This window comes from Streptomyces sp. NBC_01707, assembly GCF_041438805.1.
Lineage (GTDB): Bacteria > Actinomycetota > Actinomycetes > Streptomycetales > Streptomycetaceae > Streptomyces.
On record NZ_CP109190.1, the window covers coordinates 2,158,714 to 2,182,778 of the forward strand.

Here is a 24,065-nt window from a genome sequence, read left to right on the forward strand (position 1 = left end):
GACAGACCGCATCGAGTCCCGAGCGGGCCGCCCCGTCGTCCCCCTCCGAGGCACCCAGGCGCATGCCCCCGATCACGACCTCGGGCCGTGACCACGGGACGTACCGGCAGCAGGACCGCCGACCGAGGGAGAACGGGCACTTCGCGGGGCCGACGCGGGAGCGGGTCCGCTCGCTGCCCGGAGGTCACCCCCCGCACCTTCAGGTCCAGCTCCGCGCTGGTCGTGGAACGGGACGTGGTCCGTGAGCGTGGCCGTGCGCTCAGCCGCGGCAAGTCGGTGTCGGCCATGGACGCCGTCGCCGTACCGCCGGCCGGGTCCAGCCGGCCGGTCCGGCCGGTCCTGATCGCGCCCCGCGGCCCGAAGAGCTGCACCGGTTCGCCGCACTGTTGGACGCCGCCTGGCAGAAGCCCGACGAGGCTCGACCGGACGGGCCGCCGCACCCCACCCCCGACAACCGGCACGGTCGCACGCAGGACTGTGCACGGAGCCGGAGCACCGTGACCGCCCGAGGCACCCGGCCCGTGCGGCGGATTCGCCGTCATTTCCACGGCAGCGGACACGTCCTGACCGTTCTGCTCGTCGGCGCCGGCCTGCCGAGCACCCTCGACGGCCGGGCGGAGCAGGAGCCGGTGCGGGGGTCAGCGCCGGGCCCCGCCGATGCGTCCCTCCAGCTGGACCAGCAATTCGCTGAGCTGCGTGCTGAGTTCGCCGCGGGTCCGCTCGTCGAGGCCGGAGAGCACGGCGCGTTCGTACGCCAACTGCCGGGGCAGCAGCTGGTCGACCAGGGTGCGCCCCTCCTCGGTGAGACGGACGTGTGTGACGCGCCGGTCGCGCTCGTCGCTGCGGCGGTCGACCAGGCCGCGCTCCTGGAGGATCCGGAGGCGCTTGGTGACGGCCGCACCCGAGGAGAACGTCTCCCTGGCCAGTTCACCGGGGGTGAGCTCGCGGTCGGTACGCCGTACGGCACCCAGCAGGTCGAATTCGGCGCGGGAGAGTCCGGCGGCGCGCAGCGGGGCGTCCTCCGCCTGCTGGAGCAGCGCGGCGCAGCGGTTGATGCGGCCGATGAGTTCCATGGGTCCGGTGTCCAGCTCCGGGTTGACGGCGTGCCACTGCCGTACCACCGAGGCGACGATGTCGTCGGTCACACCGCTCCGTTCTCCGGGGCGGGGGCGATCAGCCCCTGCCGTGTTGCTGTCGCCGCGAGCGTACGGTGTCCGGCCTGCTCGGCCGCGAGAATGTGCTCCTCGGGCAGGGCGCGCTGCCACCATTCGCCTGCTGCCGTGTCGCCGGCCTCGCGCAGTTCGACGAGCGATCCGGTGAGCCCGCGGCGGGCGGCGTCGAGTGCGGCGGGCGCGGGCGCCGGGGCGGCGATGACATGCACGGCGTGGGCCCGGGCCCGGTCGGTGGCGGCGAGGGCCCGTTCCAGCCGCCCGGTGGCCCGTCGGTTGGTGACGGCCATGGCGGCGAGAATTCCGACGGCGGCGCCGATGACGGTGTCCAGGACCCGGTCGCCGATGAGCTCGCCGGCCGGGTGCGTGCCGCCGAACTCCAGGACGAGGAGGGCCATCGGGGTCACGGCTATGGAACCGAGCCAGTAGTTACGGGTGATCAGGGCCTCTGCGGCGAAGTTGAAGAAGAGGCAGCAGCCGATGAGTGCGAGCGAGCTCGTCCGGGAGACGGGGAGGACGGCGGCGAATACGAGCACACCGAGCAGGTTGCCGAGCGTGCGCTGCAGGGCGCGGTTCCAGGAGAGCGTGACATTGGCCTGGTAGAGGGAGGCGGCGGTGACGATCGCCCAGTAGGGGCGGCCGACGCCGACGGCCATCGAGACATATCCGGCGAGGGCGCAGCCGATGAGGGCGCGGGCGGCGATGGGCAGCAGCGGGGAGCCGGGGGCGAGTGCGCGCAGAACCGCCCGCCGGGCGTCGCGTCGGCCTGCGGTCCGGCGCGCGGCGCGCTCGGCGTCGATCCCGAAGAGCTCCTCGGCGGTGCCGGGGGCGGGCGGCGGGGTGGGGACGGGGCCGCGGGCCCGGGTCTGCCGGGCCCAGGCTCGGAGCCGGTCGGGGCCGGCGACGCGCGCTTCGAGCTCGTGGTCGCCGGTGCGGGTGACGACGGCGGTGAGGGCGCGCTCGCTGTCGCGGTCCGCCGTGCGGGCGTGGCCACCACCGTGGGCGTCACCGACCGGACGCCCGTGGACGCCGGGGTGCGCACCGAGGGCTCCCCGGGCGAGCGCGGCTTCGGCGTGGACGACGAGTCGCTCCAGCTCCCTGCGTACGGGGGTGGGGCGTCCGGCGGCGAGCAGTGTCTGCCAGGCCGTGTGGACGGCGGCGGCCGCGGCGTGCCGGGTGCGGTGCCCCGGGTCGTCCGCGTACGCGGCGGCAGCGGCCAGGGCTCGGGCGGTCGCGCGCCGCTCCGGACCCTCCCGGCGCAGCAGCGCGGGCCCGACGGTGACCAGCCAGGAGACCGCGCCCGCGGCCACGGTCAGCGCCAGGTGTCCGGGGACCTGGCCGAGGTGCTGCGGGGCGAACAGTGCGGCCGAGGTGACAAAGGTGAAGATCACCGGCCCGGGCGGTCCGATGCGGGTGGCGTCGCAGAGCACCTTCTGCCCGGCCGCGAGAAGCGCGCCTACGGCGATCAGTACGGCTGTCGAGTCGGTGAGTGAGGCCGTGACCAGGGATATCGCCATACCGATGAGCATGCCGACGACGACTCCGGCGACGGTACGGGCGCGGCGGGCGTACGGGAGGCTGTGCCCGTAGAGCGCACAGAGGGAGCCGGCCATCGTGTACATCACGAGGTCGAGCCGGCCGAAGGCGAAGAGCGCGAGATTCGGTACGGCGGAGGCGACGACCACGCTCAGCGCCGGCTTGAACCACATGTCCGAGGGGCGGGCCAGGCGCAACGGGCCGACCAGGGGAAGTCTGCGGACGGAGGAGGGCTGCCGGGTACGAATGGTTGAATCACTCACCCAAACACTTTAGCAGATATTACACTCGTAAAACACTTCCTTCATCAGGCGGCGCGCTGGCCCCGCTCCCCGACCCGCCATAGCGTGCGAGACCACGGACCTCCACGCGTCCACGCAGTGACAGAGGGAACAGAGGAAACGCAATGAAGCTCACCGAACCGGTGTCCGGTGGCCCCTGCTGGGTCGAGCTCAGCACGCCCGACATCGCGGCAGCCAAGGCGTTCTACGGGGCGCTCTTCGGCTGGCGGTCCGAGACCGACCCGCGCGAGGAGGCCGGCGGCTACACGTTGGCGCACCTCGGTGACGAGCGCGTCGCCGCACTCAGCCCCGTCTATCAGCCGGGCCAGCCGCCGGCCTGGACGGTCTCGTTCGCGACCGAGGACACGGACGCCACGGTCGACAAGGTGACGGCGACAGGCGGCTCGCAGCTGGTCGGCCCGATGGACGTCTTCGACCAGGGGAGGTTCGCGGTGGTCGCGGACCCGACCGGCGCGGTGTTCTCGCTGTGGCAGGGCCGCGCCTTCGCGGGCGCCGACCTGCTGAACGAGCCGGGCGCGCTCGGCTGGGTCGAACTCGTCACCCGAGAGGCCGATACCGCCCTCACCTTCTACCCTGCGGTCTTCGGCTGGACGGTCACCGCGTCGGAGACATACCCGCAGTGGGGCGTGGACGGCGCCGATTTCGGCGGGATGCTGGTGATGGACGACAAGTTCCCGCCCGAGGCACCGCCGAACTGGCTGCCCTACTTCGCAGTGACCGACGTCGACGCGACCGCGGCTACCGCGCAGGGCGCGGGCGGCGAGCTGATGATGCCGCCGACGAGCGTCCCGGGCGGCCCACGTATCGCGGTGGTACGTGACCCGCAGGGCGCGGTCTTCGGCATCTATCTGGCGGGCGAGGAAGGCTGAGGGCTGTCACGTAATCCCAGGTGGATCAGCGCGGCGTCGGCTGCGGTGCATCGCAAGGCGGGGGGCGTCCTCGTAGCGGGCGTGTTCGGACGTTCCGGCAACGCAGCGAGGGTGCCGTAGCTGTCGTCGCGCACCCGCCGGGGAATGTCGTCGCGCGGGGGAATGTCGTCGCGCGCCCGCCGGGGAATTGGGGACAGCCCACGGGGCGTCCGGCGGATCACGGCCGGGGCCGTCACCCCGACCTGTCACCGGTCGCCGACAGCACCGTCCATGCCGCGCGCCCGCTGCTGGAGTCGCTGGACGCGGAGCGCCGGGCCACACTGATCGCGACGCCCACGGACCGGCGCAGCCACCGGTTCGACATCCGTCCGCACGGTGCCGGCCAAACGGTCCTCCTGGAGTTCAGCTGATGTACGAGAGCGATGCCGGCCTGCTCGCCCCCGGGCGGGCCGGCTCCCCCGCCGAGGCCACCACCGGCGACAGCGCCTTCCTTCAGGCGATGCTCGACGCCGAGGCCGCGCTGACCCGCGCCCAGTCCGCCTGCGGACTCGCCCCGGCCGAGGCGGGGCGTGCGGTGACTCGGACGGCGGACGCCGACCGCTTCGACGTACGTGATCTCGCGCTGCGCGCCCGCTCCGGCGGCAACCCGGTCATCCCCCTGGTCGTGGACCTCACGGCGGCTGTTCCCGAGGACGCCCGGCCGTATGTGCACCGGGGTGCGACCAGCCAGGACATCCTCGACACGGCCGCGATGCTGGTCGCCTCGCGGACGCTGACAACGGTGCTCGACGATCTGGAGCGGGCGGCGGGCGAGGTGGCACGGCACGCGGCCACGCACCGCGACACACAGATGGCGGGGCGCACGCTCACCCAGCACGCCGTGCCGACCACGTTCGGACTGAAGGCTGCGGGGTGGCGTGCGCTGATCCTCGACGCCCGGGACCGGCTGAGTGCGGTACGGGCGTCGCTGCCCGCCCAGCTCGGTGGCGCAGCAGGCACATTGGCGGCCTTCTCCGCCTTCTCCGCCCCCTCCCCCATCGCCCAGGAGGACACCCCCGGGCAGGAGGGCGACGACGGGCAGGGGGAGGTCGACCTGCTCGCTCTGGTCGCCGCTTATGCGCATGAACTAGGCCTGGCGGAACCGGTGTTGCCCTGGCACACCCTGCGTACCCCGATCGCCGATCTCGCCGGTGCGCTCGCCTTCACCGCGGGCGCTCTCGGCAAGATGGCCGCTGATGTGCTCACGCTCTCCCGCACCGAGATCGGTGAGGTCGAGGAGGAGGAGGGTGGCGATTCGTCGGCCTTGCCGCACAAGGCGAATCCGGTGCACGCCACGCTGATCGCGGCGGCCGCCCGCCGCGCACCGGGCCTGGCGGCCACCCTGTACGGCTCGCTGACTGCCGAGGACGAGCGGCCCGCCGGGGCATGGCACGCCGAATGGGAGCCGCTGCGCGATCTGCTGCGGCTCGTCGGTGGCGCGGCGCACGACGGCGCCGCACTCGCGGCCGGACTGCGGGTCGTCCCGTACACCATGCGGGAGAACCTCCAGCTCACCGACGGTCTGATCGTCGCGGAGCGACTGGCTGCCGTGTTCGCCGACCGGATCGGCCGGGCGCGGGCCAGGGAGGTGCTCGCTGCCGCGGCGGAGCGGGCTCACTCCGAGACGACGGACCTCGCCGATGTGCTCTTCGACGTCCTGCGCGAGGAACCCGAGCTCGCCGGCCTCGATCTGGCGGAACTGACCGACCCCACCCGGTACACCGGGTGCGCGGGCCCCCTCACCGACCGGGCACTGGAACGCCGATGACTCCTCCGCTCGGCCCTGCCGCCTCTCGGTGTCGGCACACCGGTCCGGGCGGTCACCAGGCCGGAACCGCTAACGGCTGTCAGGACGGGCACCCCGACCGGCGGCCGTGCTCGCCCCCTCGCCCCGGATCCGGGCGTGGATGTGCATGTCGTGCCAGCCGTCGGCATGCAGATGTCCCCGCCGCCGGGTGCCCTCCAGCGCGAAACCCGACTTGGTCGCGACGCGGCAGGACGCCTCGTTCATGACGGAGTGGGCGAGTTCCAGACGCTCGAAGCCGACCTCGTCGAACGCCCAGCGCGCCACGGCGGCCACGGATCTGGGTGCGACCCCCTGCCCACGGGCGGCGGGCAGGGTCCAGTAGGCGCATTCGGCCTGTCCGATGCCCAGCATCAGCGAGCGGAGCGAGATCCGTCCGAGCAGTTCCTCGGCTCGGTCCGGTGCGCCGTTCGTCGGGCGGACGACCGCCCAGTGGACACCGGTCTCGGCGTGCCAGGCGTCCTGCCACTGCTCGATCCAGTCGCGGGCCTCGTCCCGGGAGTCGGCCCGCCGCAGGTGCCAGCGCTGGATCGCCGGGTCCGAGAAGGCGGCGAGAACGGCGGGGGCGTCGGTGCCCTCCCACGGTCGCAGGAGCAGATCGCCGGCGACCGGCAGGGCGGGCTGCGGACCTTCCGCGAGACGGCCGGAAGGGATGTGGGGCGGCACCAGGTAGGGCATGTCCGTCATCGTCCCACCGAGGGGTGCCCGTCCCGGGCAGCGGCCGTGCGGCCGTCCTGGGGACAGATCTCCGCCCGCGCATCCGTACACCGTGTACGGATGTGCGGGCGGTGCATGCCGTGCGGAAGGGGTCGTCAGCCGAGGCCGCGGGCATCCTGCTTGAGGGCGGTGTCCACGGTCAGTGCCGTCGCCACGACGAGGCTCAGCAGCGGTTCGGGCAGCTGGTAGTGGATCTGCAGCACGTAGTTGTCCGCCGTCGTGAACAGCGTCTTCGCGAGGCCTTCCCAGGTCTTGGTGATCCGGGCGATCTCCGCGTCGTTGTGGTCGACGATCGCGAAGTTCCAGGCGCGCCAGTTCTCCGCCTTGATGGCACCGATCTTCTGACCGTCGACCATGATGGCGAAGTTGATCTTGCCGATGGCGTTCTGCTGGACGATCTCGCCGACGGCGCTGCCGTCCGGGCGCTGCACGACGACCCGGGACTTGATGAATTTCGCCGGGCGGGTCAGAAGCAGCTGCGGCTGACCGTACGCGTCACGGATCTCGAGCTTGTGGGTGAGGTACTGGTCGATGCTGGAGACGAACCGCAGTACCTTGCGCAGCGCGCTCTGACCGACCTGGATGACCGAGCCGATCGTGTTGCCGTTCTGGTCGAAGACGCTGTACTCGTTCGTCACCTCGATCAGCTTGGCCTTCTGGTTCACGACCAGGACCTGCTGGTTGAAGAGCGAGGCGCCACCCGGGACGCCGCCCTGCTGCGGCTGCGCCATCTGCTGAGGAGCGAACTGCTGCGGCGCGGCCTGCGGCTGGGCGGCTGCCTGCTGGTACTGAGGGGCGGCCTGCTGCTGGGGCACCTGCCCCTGGCCCGGCGCCTGGGGCTGCTGTCCGCCCGCCGGGTTGGTGTGCTCGGTCCACTGGGAGCCGTCCCAGTAGCGCAGCAGCTGGGGCGCGCCATGAGGATCCGGATACCAGCCCGCAGATACGTTCGAGTGCGTTGTCACCGGGGCACACTATCCCGCCGGTCCGACAGTGGAACCCTCAACGGCCGCATCCACAGGCTCCCCATACTTCTTGAAAATTCACACACCGCTACGATGTCGGCGATGACCAGGTTCGGAGAACGGCCCTACGCACGGCGCGGTGACGTGCGTGTGTCTGCCGTTCTCGGCTGGCTGTTCGCCGTGCTCGCCGTGGTCTCGTGCTGTTCGCTCGTCGAGACCGGCGCGGCCGCGCACCACGCCACGACCGCGACGGTGACCGCGACTCCCACTCCGGTCACGGCTCCCGGCGCGACTCCCCCGTCGACCGCGCGCGTAGTCGTCGTGGCCGAGCCTCCGGGCGGCCGGGGCGCCGGCAGTTCCTGCCACGGCGCCTCGGAGCACGCGACACCCGTCGTCCTGTCCCCCCAGGCCGCCCCCGCCGCACTCCCCACCTCCACTGTCGCCGCACCGGAGGGCCGGCTCACCGGCGCCGCCGGTATCCGCGGCCCCTCCAACGATGCCGCGGGCGCCGTCGACCGCCTCCGTCTCCAGGTTCAACGGACCTAGAAGCAGGCCCGGTTCCTCCGCCTGCCCACTTTCCGTACATCGTGTTGAACCCGAGGACTCCCCATGGCTTCCGCCAAGAAGCAGCACAACCCTGCCGCCGCGCGCCGCGCCAAGCTGGAGGAGGCCCGCCGCAAGGAGCGGGCCCGCGAGCGCCGTAGCCGCATCATCACCATCGCCGCGTCCATCGCCGTCGTCGCCGGACTCGTCGCCGGCGGCGGCTATCTGATGTCCGCCGCCGACAAGCAGGACGCGGCGGCGGAGCAGGCCAAGTCGTCCCCCGTCCGAGGCGAACGGAGCTGGGACAAGCTCACCCAGAACCATGTCGAGAAGAAGGTCGACTACCCGATGAACCCGCCGGTCGGCGGCGACCACAACCCGGTGTGGATGAACTGCGACGCCGACGTCTACACCGCGCCGATCCCGAACGAGAACGCCGTCCACTCGCTGGAGCACGGCGCCGTCTGGGTCACGTACAACGAGAAGGCGAAGCCCGCCGACATCGAGAAGTTCACCGAACGCGTCGCCAGGACGCCGTACTCCCTCATGAGCCCGGTGAAGGACCAGGACGCCCCGCTGATCCTCAGCGCCTGGGGCAAGCAGGTCACGGTGAAGAGCGCGACCGACGCACGCGTCGCGCAGTTCTTCACCAAGTACGTCCAGGGGCCGCAGACTCCGGAGCCGGGCGCCGCCTGCACCGGCGGGATCGCCCGGTGACGTCCTCGGTACGCACTCCGTGGCGGATGGGTGCGGCGGGAGCCGCGGTGCTGCTGCTGGCGCTGGGGCTGGTCGCGCTGATGCTCGTACGTCCGACCTCGTCGTCCACCACCCCGCAGAAAGCGAACCGGACGGCCGTGCCCGCGGACACCTCGGTCGATGTGGGGTTCGCGCGTGACATGTCGATCCACCACCAGCAGGCGGTCGAGATGTCGTTCGTCGTCCGTGACCGGACGGCCGACGAGGACGTGCGGCGGCTCGCGTACGACATCATCAACACCCAGGCCAATCAGCGCGGAATGATGCTCGGCTGGCTGGATGTGTGGGGCCGCGCCAAGAGCTCGAGCCGCCCGCCCATGGTGTGGATGGACCACCAGGTCGAGCCGAGGGGCGACGGTTCGCTGATGCCGGGCATGGCGACCGACACCGAGCTGGACGCGCTGCGAGCGGCGAAGGGCAAGGACGCCGAGGTGATGTACCTCCGGCTGATGACCGTGCACCACCGGGCCGGTGCGGAGATGGCACGGGCGGCGGCCACCGGAGCGGACACCGACGAGATCAGGAACCTGGCGGCGGGCATGGTCCGTGGCCAGCAGTCGGAGATCGCGCTGATGACCGACATGATCGAGGAGCGCGGCGCCACGGTGTGAGCCGGACGGTCCGGGCTCGGTGGTCCCGCGCGCAGGGGACCACCGAGCCGGGTCCGGAGCAGGCTCCGGACCGTACTGACGTACGGCATCGCATAGGCTCATCAGCGATATGAAGAGCAACCTCACGACCTTGGGGCCCAAGGCCGACAAGGACACCGTGCGACGGAGCAACCTCAGCCTGGTGCTGCGCGCCGTCCGTGACGAGGGCGACCGCGAGGCGACCAGGGCCGGGGTGGCCGCGCGCGTGGGGCTGACCCGTGCCGCCGTGTCCTCGCTGGTCGAGCAGCTGCTCGACAGCGGGTTCCTGACCGAGTCGGGCAAGACGTTCAGCGGGCAGGCCGGGCGCCCCGGCACCGCACTCAAGGTGGCGCGCACCGGCCCCGCCGGGCTCGGTGTGGAGGTCAACATCGACTATGTGTCGGTGTGCGTCGTCGATCTGGCCGGCACCGGCCGGGTCCGGCTGACGGAGCACCTCGACAACCGGGGCGCACCGCCCGCCGAGGTGCTGGCGCGGGCCGCCGGGATCGCGGCGCGCACCCTGGAATCGGCGGCCGAGCAGGAGCTGTTCCCGGTCGGGGTGGCGCTCGCACTGCCCGGTCTGGTGTCCGGCGGCGCGGTGCGCCAGGCACCCAACCTGGGCTGGAACCAGGTTCCGGCAGAGGAACTCTTCGCAGCCTCGCTGGCCGCCCTGCGGCCCGGCCGCCCGGAACTGCCGGTGAGTTCGGAGAACGAGGCCAATCTGGCGGCGCTGGCCGAGCTCTGGTTCGGCGGCCTCGACGAGGTCCGCAGCTTTCTGTACCTGACGGGTGAGATCGGCGTCGGCGGCGCCCTGGTCATCGACGGCGAACTGCTGCGCGGCGCGCACGGTTTCGCCGGGGAGATCGGGCATGTGGTGGTCGACGCGGACGGGCCGGAGTGCCGGTGCGGATCGCGTGGCTGCCTGGAGCAGTACGCGGGACAGTCGGCACTCCTGCGGGCGGCCGGGATCGAGGAGACCGGCCGCGGCAGCGGGGTGGCCGAGCTGGAGCGGCGCAGCCGGGCCGGGGACGAGCGGGCGGTGGCCGCGGTGGCCGAGGCCGGCCGGATGCTGGGCCGGGTGCTGTCCGGGGCGGTGAATCTGCTGGACCCGGACGCGGTGGTGCTCGGCGGGATCTACCGGGGCCTGATGCCCTGGCTGTCGGCGCCCGCCGACGATGAGCTCACGGGCAGGGTGGTGTCCGGGCTGTGGTCCACGAGCTGCGGGCGGCTGCGTGCCTCGTCGGTCGCGGGCGACGCCGCGCGGGGTGCGGCGGCGCTGGTGATGCAGGACGTGCTGGCCGACCCGGCGGCCTACGCGGCGAAGGCGACGGGCTGACCACGGGGAATGTGCGGGCTGCGGGCCGGACCGTGGGGCGCGGCCGCCGGGCCTGTCCGGCAGCCGCGCCCGGACGTCAGCGGACCCCGAGCAGGTGGTCCAGCGCCAGCTGGTCCAATGCCTCGAACGCCATGCTGCGCTCCGCCGCCGCGGTCACGTCGAAGTCCTCGTACGCCGATCGGTCGGCAAGCAGCCCCGCCACGCCGTCCTCGGCGGTGGGCAGAGCCAGTTCGTCGAGCCGGGACGCACGCAGTGCCTCCTGGACGGCGGGGTCGGCGCGGAAGGCGGCGGCGCGCTCCTTGAGGATCAGGTAGTTGCGCATGCAGCCGGCGGCCGACGCCCAGACCCCGTCGTAACCCTCGGTCCGCGGCGGCTTGAAGTCGAAGTGGCGCGGGCCCTCGTATCCGCCCGTCTCGAGGAGGTCGACGAGCCAGAAGGCCTGGCGCAGGTCGCCGGCGCCGAAGCGGAGGTCCTGGTCGTACTTGATGCCGGACTGGCCGTTGAGGTCGATGTGGTAGAGCTTGCCGGCCCACAGGGCCTGCGCGATGCCGTGCGGGAAGTTCAGCCCGGCCATCTGCTCGTGGCCGACCTCGGGGTTGACCCCGTACATCTGCGGGCGTTCCAGGCGCTCGATGAACGCGAGGGCGTGGCCGACGGTGGGCAGCAGGATGTCGCCGCGCGGCTCGTTCGGCTTGGGCTCGATCGCGAACCGCAGGTCGTAGCCCTGCTCGACGACGTACTCACCGAGCAGGTCGAAGGCCTCCTTCATCCGGTCCAGCGCGACCCGTACGTCCTTGGCGCCGCCGGACTCCGCGCCCTCGCGGCCGCCCCAGGCCACATACGTGGTGGCGCCGAGCTCGACGGCGAGGTCGATGTTGCGGATGACCTTGCGCAGCGCGTAGCGGCGCACGTCGCGGTCGTTGGAGGTGAAGCCGCCGTCCTTGAACACCGGGTGGGTGAACAGGTTCGTCGTCGCCATGGGTACGACGAGACCGGCCGCGTCCAGCGCCTGCCGGAACCGCTTCACGAGGCCTTCGCGCTCGGTGTCCGTGGAGCCGAACGGGATCAGGTCGTCGTCATGGAAGGTCACACCGTACGCACCGAGCTCCGCGAGCCGCTGGACGGACTCGACCGGGTCGAGCGCCGCGCGGGTCGCGTCGCCGAACGGGTCGCGTCCCTGCCAGCCCACCGTCCACAGACCGAACGTGAATCGGTCTCCCGGGGTGGGCGTGAAGCGTTCCGTCATCGTCTGACCACCTTCGGTGCAGTCGGGTCCGCAACCGATCGAGGCCGTCGAACCCCTATTTGTTCAGTGTCATGACTAATCTTGCACGGCACCCCTCCGCACCGTAACCCCCTGTCACGCATCGCGTTCGCGAATCGGGGGACACCCCTGGTCCGAACGCATGCGATCGCGTAATTTGTTTTCAGCACGACCAAATCGTTCGCACCTGTGCCCACCAGCACACCGGTGCACCCGCACACCCGCACACCCGCACACCCGCACCGCGAGAATGAGGTAACCCATGCCGCCGCGTACCGTCGTCATCGGCGTGGACAGCTCCACCCAGTCCACCAAGGCGGCCTTCGTCGACGCCGCCACCGGTCAGCTGCTCGCCGTCGGACGTTCCCCGCACGTCGTCACGGGTGAGGCGGGGGCCCGCGAGACCGACCCCGAGGTGTGGTGGCAGGCGCTGCGCGACGCCGTCGCCGCCGGGCTGAAGGAGTCCGGCGTCCCCGCCGAGGACGTCACCGGTATCGCGGTGGCCGGTCAGCAGCACGGCCTGGTCGTCCTCGACCGTGAGGGCCGGCCGCTGCGGCCCGCCCTGTTGTGGAACGACACCCGCTCCGCCCCGCAGGCCGCCGCCCTCACCGCCGCACTGGGCGGTCCGGCCGCCTGGACCGCCCGCACCGGATCGGTGCCGGTGGCCTCCATGACCGCGTCGAAGTGGCAGTGGCTGCGCGAGAACGAGCCGGAGACCGCCTCCGCGACCGCGGCGATCCGCCTCCCGCACGACTTCCTCACCGAACGACTGACGGGCGTGGCCGTCACCGACCCCGGCGACGCGTCGGGCACCTGCTGGTACTCCACCGCCACCGGTGCGTACGACCCCGAGCTTCTCGAACTGCTGGGTCTGGACCCCACGTTGCTGCCCGAGGTGGCCACGACCGGAGCGGCCCTGGCCGGTTCGCTGACCGCCGAGGCGGCACGGACGCTGGGACTGCCGGCCGGGATCGCCGTGGCGGCGGGCACCGGGGACAACATGAGCGCCGCGGTCGGCCTGGGTCTCGGCGGCGCCGGACTGCTGGACCACCCCGTACTGAGCCTCGGTACCTCGGGTACGGTCTTCGCCGCCTCCGGGACCCGGCCCGCATCGGCGGCGCTCTCCGGTTTCGCCGCGGCGGACGGTACGTACCTCCCGCTGGCCTGCACGCTCAACTGCACACTCGCCGTGGACAAGGTCGCCGCCCTGCTCGGCCTGGACCGCAACGACACGGCACCCGGTGGAGAGGCGGTGCTCCTCCCCTACCTCGACGGAGAACGCACCCCTGACCTGCCCACGGCCTCCGGCCTGCTCACCGGCCTCCGGCACGACACCACCCCGCAGCAACTCCTCGGCGCCGCCTACGAAGGTGCGGTCGTCACCGTGCTGCGCGCCCTCGACGAGCTGCTGCTGGCCTGCGGGCTCGACCCGGCCGACCCCGAGGTGGCCGCCCGGCCGCTCCGCCTGATCGGTGGCGGCGCGCAGGGGCACGCCTGGGTGGAGACGGTACGGCGGCTCTCCGGGCGGCCCGTCGTCGTGCCCGGCAGCGGCGAACTGGTGGCGCTGGGCGCGGCCGCACTCGCCCAGGCGGCGGCCACCGGCCAGGACCCGGTCGCGATCGCCACCGCGTGGGACACCGGTGACGACACCCGACTGCCGTCCGTCGAAAGGGACACGGAGACCTGGGAGCGGGTCGGCTCGGTCCTGGAGCGGGCCGCGCAGCCGCTGCTGGGCGGGGTCAATTAGCCTGCAGACCACCCGCGTTCACCGGTTTGCACAGCCCCCGTTCACACATCGGCCGCCCATCGCCGGACGGGCTCGACCGCCGGTTTGGGGATGCCATGTGATCTTCACTAGTATCCGGCGATGATCATAAGAAGAAGGCTGACGGTCGGGGTGGGCATTCTGCTTGCCACCCTGACCGCCGGGCTCGGCACGGCCCTCCCCGCCGCCGCCGACGAAGCCCCCACCAAAGCCTCCCCCAAGGTCGAGTTGGTACTCGACGTCAGCGGCTCCATGCGGACCCGTGACATCGACGGCCAGTCCCGGATGACCGCGGCGAAGCAGGCGTTCAACGAGGTCCTGGACGCGGTGCCCGAGCAGGTGCAGCTCGGTATCCGGACCCTCGGCGCCGACTACCCGGGCGACGACCGGAAGGTCGGCTGCAAGGACACCAAGCAGCTCTACCCGGTCGGCCCGCTCGACCGCACCGAGGCGAAGACCGCGGTCGCGACACTGGCCCCCACCGGCTGGACCCCGATCGGCCCGGCCCTGCTGGGCGCGGCCGACGACCTCGAGGGCGGCGACTCCACCCGCCGGATCGTCCTGATCAGCGACGGCGAGGACACCTGCGGCCCGCTCGACCCCTGCGAGGTGGCACGCGACATCGCGGCCCGCGGCATCCACCTCGTCATCGACACACTGGGCCTGGTGCCGAACGCCAAGATCCGCCAGCAGCTCACCTGCATCGCCGAAGCGACCGGCGGGACGTACACAGCCGTCCAGCACACCGATGAACTCTCCGACCGCGTCACGCAGTTGGTGGACCGGGCGGCCGAGCCCGTCGTCACCCCGGTGGCGACCGAGGGCGCGGCCAGCTGCTCCGCCGCCCCGCAGCTCAAGGCAGGTCTCTACACCGACCGCGAGAAGCTCGGCGAACACCGCTGGTACCGGGTGGATGTGCTGCCGGGTCAGGAGCTGCGTGCCTCGGTGAGTGTGTCGGCGGACCGAGCCGTCAACAACGACTACGGCGTGCTGCTGCGCGCCGTCACCGTGCACGGCCGCGAGATCGTCAGAGGATCGGAGTCCGGCACCGGCCGCACCGACGCGATCTCGTCCGGTCTGCGCTACCCCAAGCCCGAGCAGGACGACACGGACAGCACGGACAGCGAGGACAAACCGGCCGCGGAGACCGTCTGCCTCCAGCTCAGCAACTCCTTCTCGGCCCCCGCCTCCGTGAAGACCTCGCCGGGCATGCCGGTCGAGCTGACCGTCGACGTGGTGGACGCGCCGGACGACGCGGCCGACGCCGCGGCGTTCGGTCTCGGCCGCGGCTGGTGGCTGCTGGGCGTACTCGTCCTGACCGGACTGATCGCGGGCCTGCTCGTCGGCTGGATCTCGCGCTGGCGCATCGCCGTATGGAGGACCAACTGATGGTGCGTGCAAGACGAGTACTCGCGGGTGCGCTGCTGGCCGGGTTCGCCCTGCTGACGTCGGCGGGGGCGGCCGCGGCCGACGACCCGTCCGCGAGCCCGAGCCCGAGCGCGTCCGACGGCAGTGCGGGTCCCACCGAGGCGGGCACCACATTCCGTACCGCCACGGCGATCCAGCAGAACCAGCGCGCCACCGCCGGGGCGTCCACGGGTGACTACCTGTACTGGGTGTTCCCCGCCGACGCGGGCCAGCGAGCCACCGTCAAGGCGACGGTGACGCTGCCCGAGAGCGCCACCCGGCACGGCGTGTCGACCTGGCAGGTCGATGTGTACGACGGGCTGCGGCGCCGGCAGGCCTGCATGTACGGCAACCAGACCCGGAAGGCGGCCGCGGACGCGTCGACGGTCGAACTCTCCTGCGTCCTGCGGACCGTACGCGCCTGGTCCGAGCCGTGGGCCGACGACCCGCTGCCCGGCAGCTACTACGTACGCCTCACCGTCGTCGATCTGCCGTCGGCGGATCTCGGGCAGCCGGTGCGGACCGAGGTCGAGGTGACGGCGGCCGACAAGGGCGGAGCCCACGACGTCGACGGCGCACTGAGCGAGCCTCTGGTGCCCGGGGCGTCCTCCGTGCAGCAGACGTCCGGCGACGCGTCCTCGGGCGGCGAGTCCACGACCCGGGTGTCGCTCGGCAGCGAGCCGGACGACGGCTGGGCCTCCGGCTGGTGGACGGACCGCTGGATCTGGACCGTCGGCGGTGGCGTCCTCGGCGCGCTCGCGGCCGTGTTCGGCTACTCCCTGACCCGCGGCAGCGGCCGCCCGTCCCGGGTCCCGCCGGGCGTCTGACCGCCCTTCGGCCGTACTCCGGCCCGCTCCGCGGCGCCTTCGCCCCTCGTTTCCGGGGCGGGGGCGCCGTGGCGCGACAGGCCGACATGACGGAGTCCGCCGAGGAGATGGGCGCGGAACGTGGGGTCCCGGTACGCCTCGCGGGTGTGCCCGAGCGCGGTGTAGAAGACCCGGGCGCCGGCGTGTTCATGGGCCCAGACAAGGGGATGGTCGACTCCCATGCCGCCGCCCTCGTACGTGGACTCGTCGGCGCGGGCCAGCACTCGCACACTGCCCCGCGGGTTCGCCCGGAAGTCGTACCACTCGTCCGTGAGCTCCCAGGTGGCACCGAGATGCGCGGTCGCCGGGTGACGGCGGTCCTCGACGATCACCGTTCCCGGCTGGAGGGCGGGATGGCGGTCGAACCTGGCTCCGAGGAGTTCGCCGTAGAACGGCCAGTCGTACTCCGTGCAGGCCGCGGCGTGCACCCCCATGAACCCGCCGCCCGCGGCGCAGTACGCCCGAAGTCCGGTGCGTCCGGCAGTGGTGAGGACTTCCCCGCTGGTGGAGAGGAACACCACGGCGGCGTAGTCGGCGAGCCCGCTCTCGAAGACGTCCGGCGCCTCTGTCGCGTCGACGGCGAAGCCGTGCCCGGCACCGAGTTCACGGAACGCGGTGACTGCGTCGGGGATCGAGTCGTGCCGGTACGCGGTGGTACGGGTGAAGACGAGGATCTTCGGAAGACTGCGCGACGCCATCACATGCTCCGGAGGCCGGCTCGGGCGGGACGCCCTCATCATGCCCGCCGGACGACCACGATCCCACCGGCTCACGGACGGGGCCGGCGACGGTCGGATCCAGCTGCTGGAAAGGGACTTGTGCAGTTCGTTCCGCCGGGATTCGCTTGTCCCCATGCAGCGAACGGTCTCTTCGCACCACCCTTTTCATGACCACGCATCCCACCGACCGGGCACGCTCGATCACCGTTACCGGGGCGAGCACCCGGTGCGCACCCTCGGCTATCTTCTGCGCCCCGACCGTCGACGCATCGCGATCGCCGCAGCCGTCTTCGTCGTCAAGCACAGCCCCGTGTGGCTGCTTCCGCTGATCACGGCGAACATCATCGACGTGGTCGTCCAGCACCGCCCCGAACAGGAGCTGTGGCTCAACGCGGGCGCACTGCTGTGCGTGCTCGTACTCAACTACCCGATGCATCTGCTCTACGTACGCCTTCTCGGCGGCAGCGTACGTCGGATGGGCACCGTGCTGCGCGACGCGCTCTGCCGCCGCATGCAGCAGCTGTCCATCGGCTACCACTCGCGGACGAGCGCGGGCGTTCTCCAGGCCAAGGTGGTCCGGGATGTGGAGAGCGTCGAACAGATGGTGCAGCAGTCCGCCGACATGGGGCTGGCCGCCGTCATCACGCTGATCGGCGGGCTCACCGTCATCGCCGTCCGTGTTCCGTCCTTCCTGCCGGTGTTCCTGGTGGTCGTCCCGACGGCCGCCCTGCTGGTCATGCGGCTGCGGGCCCGGCTGCGGAGCCACAACGAGTCGTTCCGCCAGGAGGTGGAACAGCTCTCCGCCCGGGTCAGCGAGATGACGAGCCTGATCCCCATCACCCGCGCCCACGGCCTGGAGCGCACGGCGCTCGGCCGCGTCGACGGTTCGCTGCGCCAGGTCTTCACGGCCGGCCTGCGCCTCGATCTGCTCAACGGCCGCTTCGGAGCGCTCGCCTGGATCCTGCTGAACTCGCTCGGCGTGGCCTGCCTGGCGGGATCGGCCCTGGTCGCGTACCACGGCTGGCTTCCCATCACGGCGGGCGACGTGGTGATGCTGAGCGCCTTCTTCACCACGCTCACCGGATCGATGACCACGCTGCTCAGCCTCGCGCCGATCATCAGCAAGGGGCTGGAGTCCGTGCGTTCGGCCGGCGAGGTCCTTCAGGCCCCGGACCTGGAGAGCAACGCGGGCAAGGACCGGGTCGACGAGGTGCAGGGCCGTATCGACTTCGAAGGGGTCGGCTTCGGTTACGAGGGAGTGGACAGCCCCGCTGTCGAGGACTTCACCCTGTCGGCGCGCCCGGGCGAGACGGTCGCTCTGGTCGGCGCCTCGGGGGCGGGCAAGTCGACGGTGCTGAACCTCCTCATCGGCTTCATCCGCCCGACGTCGGGCCGCATCCTGCTGGACGGCACCGACATGGCCACCCTGGATCTGCGCAGCTACCGCCGGTTCCTGTCCGTCGTACCGCAGGAGTCCATCCTGTTCGAGGGCACCATCAGGGAGAACGTCACCTACGGCATGGGCGAGACCGACGAACGGACGGTCCGTCAGGCGTTGCGCGACGCGAACGCGCTCGACTTCGTCGAAGACCTGCCCGACGGCCTCTCGACGGTCGTCGGAGAGCGCGGGGCGCGACTGTCGGGCGGCCAGAAGCAGCGACTCGCCATCGCCCGCGCGCTGATCCGCAATCCCCGGGTACTGATACTGGACGAAGCGACGTCGGCACTGGACACCCGCTCGGAGGCCCTGGTCCAGGAGGCGCTCGCCCGGCTGATCGACGGCCGTACGGTCTTCGTCGTCGCCCACCGGCTCTCCACCATCCGGGCGGCGGACCGCATCGTGGCCATGGACCGTGGCCGTATAGCCGAGGTGGGTACCCATGAGGAGCTGGTGGGGCGGGGCGGGGTGTACACGGGGTTGCAGCCGGCGAGGTCCGCGTAGGGAGCGCCGACGAGGTCGGCACGCCCGACCACAGTCCCGTAACGTGGCACGGTTACCCTCAACAACTCACGTACCCCACAAGGCAGATGAGCTTTTCGACTCATCGGCCACCATGGAGTCCAGTCATGTCGCCGCGTACCGGATCCGGGTACGCCACCAGCGAGCGGAGACCTTTCATGTCCACGGAGACCGGCCCGGCCGTCGATGCCGAGCCGAGCGGCCACGTTCCCGTACCGGGCCCCAAAGGGCTACCGTTCCTCGGGAATCTGCCGCAGTTCGGGAAGAATCCGCTGGCGTTCTTCGAGCGGCTGCGCGGGTACGGGGACATGGTCAGCTGGCGATTCGGCCCCAACCCCTGTGTGTTCATCGCCGATCCGGAATGCATAGGCGACCTGCTCACCGAGACGGAACGCACCTTCGACCAACCGGCGCTGGGCATCGCGTTCCGCACCGTGATGGGCAACGGCGTGGTGGTCGCGCGCGGTCCGGACTGGCGGCGCAAGCGGTCGCTGGTGCAGCCGTCGGTACGGCCGAAGCAGGTGCGGTCGTACGCGGCGACGATGGCAGGGAGCACGGTGGAGCTGGCGGACACCTGGTCAGGCGGTGAACGCATCGACATCAAGCGGGAGATGGCCGCGCTGACGCAGCGGATCGCCGTCCGCACCATCTTCGGGGTGGACACCCCGGCGGACGCCGAGGCGATGGGCCGGGCGATGGATGTCGCCCAGCAGGAGATCGGCAAGGAGTTCAGCGGCATCGGCGCGCTGCTCCCCGACTGGGTGCCGACGCCGGGCCGGTCCAGGATCAAGAAGGCCGCCGCGGTCATCGACGCCGAGGTGGGCCGGGTCGTGGCCCGGCACCGCGACGGGGACGGCGAGCGCCCCGACCTGCTGAGCCGGCTGCTGACCGCGGTGGACGAGAACGGCGCGCAGCTCACGGACGAGGAGATCCGCGACGAGACCGTCACCCTCTACATCGGCGGGCACGAGACCACCAGCTCCACCCTGGTCTGGGCGTGGTACCTGCTGTCCCGCAACCCGCAGGCGCGCGCCGCACTCACCGAGGAGCTGGACCGGGTACTCGGCGACCGGGAGCCGGAGTTCGACGACTACGCGCGACTGACGTACACCCAGGCCGTGGTCAAGGAGACGCTGCGGCTGTATCCGACGATCTGGCTGGTGACCGGGGTCGCCAAGGAGGGGGCGCGGATCGGCGGCGTGGACATGCCGAAGGGCACCAGGGTGTGGACAAGCCAGTGGGCGACGCACCGCGACGAGCGGTGGTTCCCGGAGCCTGAGGAGTTCCGCCCGGAGCGCTGGGACGCCGAGAGCGGCGACGACATCGCGGAGTACGCCTGGTTCCCGTTCGGCGGCGGGCCCCGGGTCTGCCTCGGTACGCGGTTCGCGATGGTCGAGGCGGTGCTGATCCTGGCCGTGCTGGCGCGCCGGTTCGAACTGGAGGTGGACGCGGGCGACGTCAACCCCGTGCCCACGCTGACACTCCAGCCGGACCGGGATGTCATGGCGACCGTACGGGCCCGGTAGTCCGCCGGGAGCGTGTCCGTATGGCGGAACGGTCGCAGGCGCGGTGTGCAACCGCCTTCCGCCGTACGGCATCCTCGTGCTGAACGAGTAGTCCGGCCCCGGACTCCGTGGGTGATCACGCCGGTCCGGGGCCGTACCTGACGGCGGAGGATGCGGAACCCGATGACTGACAACTCCGAGATGGTGGCCTTCGTGCGGGCGCGCCTGGCCGAGGAGGAACAGGTTGCACGAGCGGCCGGCGGCCAGAGTTGGCGGTGCCCGGCGGAGACGCCGGGGGAGGTCCATGACCGGACCGGCGCCATCGCGTTCAGCCTACGGACCCATGGTTACGACGAGCACATCGCCCTTCAGGATCCCGCGCGCACGCTCCGCCGCGTCGAAACGAGCAGAGTCCTGCTGGACGAGTACGAAGAGGTCGCGGCCCTGGACATCGACCGCCCCCACCACGACTTCGCCTCCGGCCGCGCGGTCGGACTGGGCTTCGTGGTACGGCAGATGGCCGCGGAGGATGCCGGGCACCCCGACTACCAGGCGAAGTGGCTGCCGCGGTTCACCCAGTGACCCAGGCGTCCGTGCGACGCGGCGCCACCGGGCACGCCGGGTCGACCGGCCGTCGGCGTCGGACGGCCGACACGGGGGCGTCCCGCCGAGCGGGACGCCCGCCCTCCGGGCCGCACCCCCGTCGTGCCCACAGTCGGGGACGGGTACATGGACGGAATCACGGCTCCTTGCCGGAACCACAATGCGCCGCCCCTCGTGGCGGAGCCCTCCCCCGAGCACCGCGGCCACCACCGGCCGGCCGAGGGCGTCCGACGGGTTCTCCCCCGCCCCTGCGCTCTCCCGCCGAGGGTTCGCCGTCCTCACAGCGGGCAGGTCGCAACCGGACGGCAGATACTGATCAGGTCTGTCCGCACCGGACTTCGCAGGGACACCGGCCGCCCTGCCGCAATCAGGCCGTCGAACAACCGGGAGCACCACCATGCGTCTTCGCCGTCCGCCGACCTCCGCATTCGCCGTCCCGGTCGCCGCAGCTACCGCCGTCCTGCTGGTCACCACCAGCGCTTCGGCCTCGGTGGGCAGCGCACACTCGGCAGGGCTCAGCCGGCTCCGTACGTGTCAGGAGAAGGCCCTAGGTGTGAAGGCGGCGCCCGGCGGCCCGGCCAACGTGGTGCACATCAGCGTCACCAACCACGGCGGTTCCAGTTGCGTCGTGGACAGGATCCCGACGATCACTTTCGCCGGGTTGGACGGCTCCGCCCAGACCGTGCCGCCCGCCGAGAGCGGCCCGTACACCCTCGCCCGCGGTGGTCGGGCGTACGCCACCCTGCGCACCGCGGACCCGGCGAGCACCGAGGGGCATTTCGTCGGCGCCCTGAGTGTGTCGGCCGATCCCTCGCACCACGGGGTCAGCTTCGGCGCGGCCGCCGTAGGCATGCCGCAGGGGATCCACGTCTGGGAACCGATCACCACGCTCTGGCACGGTTCGGCGGCGACGGCCTCCTCGGCACTGGCGGACGCCCTGGGCTGAGGGCCGGCCCGCCGGTGTGCCCTCAGCCCGCCCCCGTGGCGCGGGCTGAGGGCACGTCCGTGCGGGTGTCGTGCCCCCTCAGACCGTCGCCACCTCCACGGTCCCCGCTCCCTGCCCCGTCGCCCCGGTCTCCTCCACGATCACGCGGTACGGACGGTCCGTCCCCTCGGCCGTGACCCACGTCGAGCCCGAGGCGCTGTCCCGCACGACCCGGAAGACCGCCGCAGCGGTGCCCGTCAGGTCCACCGACGTGACGACCGTGTCGGTCGTCGAGGTCGCCGGGCCGAAAACCCGCAACGTCAGACCGTCCAGCCAGTCGCCGTCCGGGCGCTGGTCGTCCGCGCCCCACGGGAGTACCGCGCCGGGACGGACCAGGAGCGGAAGGCTGTCGTAGCCGTGCGTCTCGTGGCGCCAGGCCGGTCCGGTGACCGATTCGCCGGTCAGGAGGTGGGTCCAGGTGCCTTCGGGGACGTAGTACTCGACCTGGCCGTCCTCCGTGAAGACGGGCGCCACCAGCAGGTCCGGGCCGAGCATGTACTGGCGGTCCAGCATCCGGGTGGTCGGGTCGGCGGGGAACTCCAGCAGCATCGGCCGCATCATCGGGATGCCCGTGCGGTGGGCCTCGGCCGCCACCCCGTACAGGTACGGCATGAGGCGGTGCTTGAGGAGGGTGAACTTCCGGGCCACGTCCACGGCCTCGTCGCCGAACGCCCAGGGCACGCGGTACGACACGTTGCCGTGCAGCCGGCTGTGCGAGGAGAGCAGGCCGAAGGCGAGCCACCGCTTGAACACCGCGGGGTCGGGGGTGCCCTCGAAACCGCCGATGTCATGGCTCCAGAAACCGAAGCCGGACAGCGACAGCGACAGACCACCGCGCAGCGACTCCGCCATCGCGGTGAACGAAGCGAAGCAGTCACCGCCCCAGTGGACCGGGAACTGCTGGCCGCCTGCCGTCGCCGACCTGGCGAAGAGCACCGCTTCGCCGTGTCCGCGCTCCTTCTCCAGGAGCTCGAAGACGGTGCGGTTGTAGATCTGCGCGTAGTAGTTGTGCATCCGCTCCGGGTCGGAGCCGTCGTGCCAGACGACATCCGTCGGCACCCGCTCGCCGAAGTCCGTCTTGAAACAGTCGACGCCCTGGTCGAGCAGGACCCGCAGCTTGGCGTTGTACCACTCGCGGGCGGCCGGGTTGGTGAAGTCGACGAGTGCCATGCCGGGCTGCCACAGATCCCACTGCCAGATGTCGCCGCCGGGACGGCGCACCAGGTAGCCGTGCTCGGCGCCCTCCGCGAAGAGCGGCGACTTCTGGGCGATGTACGGGTTGATCCACATGCTGATGCGCAGGCCGCGTTCCTTGAGCCTGGCCAGCATGCCGGCCGGGTCGGGGAAGACGTCCGGATCCCACTGGAAGTCCGACCACTGGTACTCGCGCATCCAGAAGCAGTCGAAATGGAAGACCGACAGCGGGATGTCCCGCTCCGCCATGCCGTCGACGAACGAGCTGACGGTCTCCTCGTCGTAGGACGTGCAGAAGGAGGTGGTCAGCCAGAGGCCGAACGACCAGGCCGGAGGCAGCGCGGGCCGGCCGGTGAGTGCGGTGTAGCGGGCGAGGATGTCCTTCGGCGTCGGTCCGGCGACGATGTAGTACTCCAGCGACTGGTCCTCGACGCTGAACTGCACCTGACCGACCGACTCCGAGCCGATCTCGAAGGACACCTTGCCGGGGTGGTTGACGAAGACGCCGTAGCCGCGCGAGGAGAGGTAGAACGGGATGTTCTTGTAGGCCTGTTCGCTGCTGGTCCCGCCGTCCGCCTGCCAGATGTCGACGGTCTGGCCGTTCTTGACGTACGGGGTGAAGCGCTCGCCGAGTCCGTAGACGTTCTCGCCGACGTCCAGGGCGAGTTGGGCGATCATGTGGTGTGCCCCGTCAGGGGTGGTGGCGAAGGCGGTGCCCTTGCTGTCCACCGCCGTCAGGCGGCTGCCCCGGGCGTCGAGGAACGTCATGCCCCACGGGCCGTCACCGTTCATGCGCAACGTCAGCGGGCCGCTGGTCAGTTCGGTTGCCGCGCCGTCCCGGCGGGCGCGGGCCGCGGCGGTCGTGGTGTCGAGTCCGGGGAACTCGAAGTCCGGTCCGTGGTTGACCTTGCCGGCGTGATGGGTGGTGCGTACGCCGATGATCCCTTCGGCCGGGGAGAAACAATCGACGGTGATGAGAGGGGTGTTGAGGGTGTCGCCGCGCTCGTGCACCTGCTTGACCGCGGCGTAGGCGGTGAACCGGTCGGCGTCGACCCGCAGGTCGCGGACCTCGGTCGCGTAGCAGGCGCGGACGCCCTCTCGCATCAGCCAGAAGCCGTCGGTGAACTTCATGAGG

Annotated in this window: 20 protein-coding genes and 1 pseudogene; 13 read left to right on the forward strand and 8 right to left on the reverse strand. The window is 71.6% G+C overall.

Annotated elements, in window-relative coordinates; translation table 11 throughout:
- Positions 1–638 precede the first annotated feature (638 nt).
- On the reverse strand, positions 639–1,145 hold the full coding sequence (locus OG963_RS09815; protein WP_030929970.1) for a MarR family winged helix-turn-helix transcriptional regulator: 507 nt from the start codon (positions 1,143–1,145) through the stop codon (positions 639–641).
- Positions 1,142–2,878 carry an FUSC family protein gene (locus OG963_RS09820; RefSeq protein ID WP_093779418.1) on the reverse strand — a complete coding sequence of 579 codons (1,737 nt, stop codon included), beginning with the start codon at positions 2,876–2,878 and terminating at the stop codon, positions 1,142–1,144. Before OG963_RS09820 ends, OG963_RS09815 begins: the two co-directional genes overlap by 4 nt.
- Positions 2,879–3,111: 233 nt before the next feature.
- Here OG963_RS09820 and OG963_RS09825 point away from each other — a divergent pair, with 233 nt between their 5' ends.
- Entirely contained in the window at positions 3,112–3,876 is a 765-nt protein-coding gene (locus tag OG963_RS09825) for a VOC family protein (protein WP_030929964.1), read from the forward strand.
- A gap of 232 nt (positions 3,877–4,108) precedes the next feature.
- On the opposite strand, the gene OG963_RS09830 is transcribed toward OG963_RS09825, so the two are convergent.
- Positions 4,109–4,240, reverse strand: a complete 132-nt coding sequence (locus tag OG963_RS09830; protein ID WP_371798764.1) for a hypothetical protein — start codon at positions 4,238–4,240, stop codon at positions 4,109–4,111.
- Between the two features lie 45 nt (positions 4,241–4,285).
- Between OG963_RS09830 and pcaB the strand changes: the two genes are divergently transcribed.
- On the forward strand, positions 4,286–5,683 hold the full coding sequence (gene pcaB, locus OG963_RS09835; protein ID WP_093779414.1) for a 3-carboxy-cis,cis-muconate cycloisomerase: 1,398 nt from the start codon (positions 4,286–4,288) through the stop codon (positions 5,681–5,683).
- 69 nt (positions 5,684–5,752) lie between these two features.
- On the opposite strand, the gene OG963_RS09840 is transcribed toward pcaB, so the two are convergent.
- A complete protein-coding gene (locus OG963_RS09840; protein ID WP_093779412.1) occupies positions 5,753–6,397 on the reverse strand; it encodes a GNAT family N-acetyltransferase in 645 nt (214 codons plus the stop codon).
- Between the two features lie 134 nt (positions 6,398–6,531).
- Positions 6,532–7,398 carry a phospholipid scramblase-related protein gene (locus OG963_RS09845; RefSeq protein WP_093779410.1) on the reverse strand — a complete coding sequence of 289 codons (867 nt, stop codon included), beginning with the start codon at positions 7,396–7,398 and terminating at the stop codon, positions 6,532–6,534.
- Positions 7,399–7,500: 102 nt separating this feature from the next.
- Here OG963_RS09845 and OG963_RS09850 point away from each other — a divergent pair, with 102 nt between their 5' ends.
- The 4 genes from OG963_RS09850 to OG963_RS09865 all read left to right on the forward strand — a co-directional run bounded on the left by OG963_RS09850 (position 7,501) and on the right by OG963_RS09865 (position 10,662).
- Complete coding sequence (locus tag OG963_RS09850) at positions 7,501–7,944, forward strand: hypothetical protein (RefSeq protein ID WP_177309393.1); 444 nt, start codon at positions 7,501–7,503, stop codon at positions 7,942–7,944.
- Positions 7,945–8,007: 63 nt separating this feature from the next.
- Complete coding sequence (locus OG963_RS09855; RefSeq protein WP_093779406.1) at positions 8,008–8,658, forward strand: DUF3105 domain-containing protein; 651 nt, start codon at positions 8,008–8,010, stop codon at positions 8,656–8,658.
- A 26-nt stretch (positions 8,659–8,684) separates the two neighbouring features.
- Positions 8,685–9,308, forward strand: a complete 624-nt coding sequence (locus OG963_RS09860; protein WP_371800277.1) for a DUF305 domain-containing protein — start codon at positions 8,685–8,687, stop codon at positions 9,306–9,308.
- A 109-nt stretch (positions 9,309–9,417) separates the two neighbouring features.
- Complete coding sequence (locus tag OG963_RS09865; RefSeq protein ID WP_093779404.1) at positions 9,418–10,662, forward strand: ROK family protein; 1,245 nt, start codon at positions 9,418–9,420, stop codon at positions 10,660–10,662.
- A gap of 76 nt (positions 10,663–10,738) precedes the next feature.
- On the opposite strand, the gene xylA is transcribed toward OG963_RS09865, so the two are convergent.
- Positions 10,739–11,908 carry a xylose isomerase gene (gene xylA / locus OG963_RS09870; protein WP_371798765.1) on the reverse strand — a complete coding sequence of 390 codons (1,170 nt, stop codon included), beginning with the start codon at positions 11,906–11,908 and terminating at the stop codon, positions 10,739–10,741.
- A gap of 280 nt (positions 11,909–12,188) precedes the next feature.
- On the opposite strand from xylA, the gene xylB reads away from it, so the two are divergent.
- The 3 genes from xylB (at position 12,189) to OG963_RS09885 (ending at position 15,925) form a co-directional block, all read left to right on the forward strand.
- Positions 12,189–13,673, forward strand: a complete 1,485-nt coding sequence (xylB, locus tag OG963_RS09875; RefSeq protein ID WP_371798766.1) for a xylulokinase — start codon at positions 12,189–12,191, stop codon at positions 13,671–13,673.
- A 120-nt stretch (positions 13,674–13,793) separates the two neighbouring features.
- Complete coding sequence (locus OG963_RS09880; RefSeq protein ID WP_176902393.1) at positions 13,794–15,080, forward strand: VWA domain-containing protein; 1,287 nt, start codon at positions 13,794–13,796, stop codon at positions 15,078–15,080.
- Positions 15,080–15,925 (forward strand): hypothetical protein, encoded by an 846-nt coding sequence (locus OG963_RS09885; RefSeq protein WP_093779268.1) that lies wholly within the window; start codon positions 15,080–15,082, stop codon positions 15,923–15,925. Before OG963_RS09880 ends, OG963_RS09885 begins: the two co-directional genes overlap by 1 nt.
- Before the next feature lie 89 nt (positions 15,926–16,014).
- Here OG963_RS09885 and OG963_RS09890 read toward each other — a convergent pair.
- Positions 16,015–16,662: pseudogene (locus tag OG963_RS09890) on the reverse strand (ThuA domain-containing protein); the annotation flags it as partial.
- 154 nt (positions 16,663–16,816) lie between these two features.
- Between OG963_RS09890 and OG963_RS09895 the strand changes: the two are divergent.
- The 4 genes from OG963_RS09895 to OG963_RS09910 all read left to right on the forward strand — a co-directional run bounded on the left by OG963_RS09895 (position 16,817) and on the right by OG963_RS09910 (position 21,697).
- Positions 16,817–18,625, forward strand: a complete 1,809-nt coding sequence (locus tag OG963_RS09895; protein WP_093779272.1) for an ABC transporter ATP-binding protein — start codon at positions 16,817–16,819, stop codon at positions 18,623–18,625.
- Positions 18,626–18,801: 176 nt separating this feature from the next.
- A complete protein-coding gene (locus OG963_RS09900; protein ID WP_093779389.1) occupies positions 18,802–20,169 on the forward strand; it encodes a cytochrome P450 in 1,368 nt (455 codons plus the stop codon).
- Between the two features lie 162 nt (positions 20,170–20,331).
- Positions 20,332–20,730, forward strand: coding sequence for a DUF6221 family protein (locus OG963_RS09905; RefSeq protein WP_093779274.1), 399 nt, complete (start codon positions 20,332–20,334; stop codon positions 20,728–20,730).
- Positions 20,731–21,148: 418 nt separating this feature from the next.
- Entirely contained in the window at positions 21,149–21,697 is a 549-nt protein-coding gene (locus OG963_RS09910; RefSeq protein ID WP_371798767.1) for a DUF4232 domain-containing protein, read from the forward strand.
- A 78-nt stretch (positions 21,698–21,775) separates the two neighbouring features.
- Here the strand turns inward: OG963_RS09910 and yicI are convergent, their stop codons facing one another.
- A complete protein-coding gene (gene yicI / locus OG963_RS09915; protein WP_093779278.1) occupies positions 21,776–24,061 on the reverse strand; it encodes an alpha-xylosidase in 2,286 nt (761 codons plus the stop codon).
- Between the last annotated feature and the right edge of the window lie 4 nt (positions 24,062–24,065).

Bases quoted from the DNA above. Each gene is read 5' to 3' on its own strand.
- OG963_RS09820 (WP_093779418.1), bottom strand. From the start codon at position 2,878: ATGTGGTTCAAGCCGGCGCTGAGCGTGGTCGTCGCCTCCGCCGTACCG.
- OG963_RS09825 (WP_030929964.1), top strand. From the start codon at position 3,112: ATGAAGCTCACCGAACCGGTGTCCGGTGGCCCCTGCTGGGTCGAGCTC.
- OG963_RS09830 (WP_371798764.1), bottom strand. From the start codon at position 4,240: ATGTCGAACCGGTGGCTGCGCCGGTCCGTGGGCGTCGCGATCAGTGTG.
- pcaB (WP_093779414.1), top strand. From the start codon at position 4,286: ATGTACGAGAGCGATGCCGGCCTGCTCGCCCCCGGGCGGGCCGGCTCC.
- OG963_RS09840 (WP_093779412.1), bottom strand. From the start codon at position 6,397: ATGCCCTACCTGGTGCCGCCCCACATCCCTTCCGGCCGTCTCGCGGAA.
- OG963_RS09850 (WP_177309393.1), top strand. From the start codon at position 7,501: ATGACCAGGTTCGGAGAACGGCCCTACGCACGGCGCGGTGACGTGCGT.
- OG963_RS09855 (WP_093779406.1), top strand. From the start codon at position 8,008: ATGGCTTCCGCCAAGAAGCAGCACAACCCTGCCGCCGCGCGCCGCGCC.
- OG963_RS09860 (WP_371800277.1), top strand. From the start codon at position 8,685: ATGGGTGCGGCGGGAGCCGCGGTGCTGCTGCTGGCGCTGGGGCTGGTC.
- OG963_RS09865 (WP_093779404.1), top strand. From the start codon at position 9,418: ATGAAGAGCAACCTCACGACCTTGGGGCCCAAGGCCGACAAGGACACC.
- xylA (WP_371798765.1), bottom strand. From the start codon at position 11,908: ATGACGGAACGCTTCACGCCCACCCCGGGAGACCGATTCACGTTCGGT.
- xylB (WP_371798766.1), top strand. From the start codon at position 12,189: ATGCCGCCGCGTACCGTCGTCATCGGCGTGGACAGCTCCACCCAGTCC.
- OG963_RS09880 (WP_176902393.1), top strand. From the start codon at position 13,794: ATGATCATAAGAAGAAGGCTGACGGTCGGGGTGGGCATTCTGCTTGCC.
- OG963_RS09885 (WP_093779268.1), top strand. From the start codon at position 15,080: ATGGTGCGTGCAAGACGAGTACTCGCGGGTGCGCTGCTGGCCGGGTTC.
- OG963_RS09895 (WP_093779272.1), top strand. From the start codon at position 16,817: ATGCAGCGAACGGTCTCTTCGCACCACCCTTTTCATGACCACGCATCC.
- OG963_RS09900 (WP_093779389.1), top strand. From the start codon at position 18,802: ATGTCCACGGAGACCGGCCCGGCCGTCGATGCCGAGCCGAGCGGCCAC.
- OG963_RS09905 (WP_093779274.1), top strand. From the start codon at position 20,332: ATGACTGACAACTCCGAGATGGTGGCCTTCGTGCGGGCGCGCCTGGCC.
- OG963_RS09910 (WP_371798767.1), top strand. From the start codon at position 21,149: ATGCGTCTTCGCCGTCCGCCGACCTCCGCATTCGCCGTCCCGGTCGCC.
- yicI (WP_093779278.1), bottom strand. From the start codon at position 24,061: ATGAAGTTCACCGACGGCTTCTGGCTGATGCGAGAGGGCGTCCGCGCC.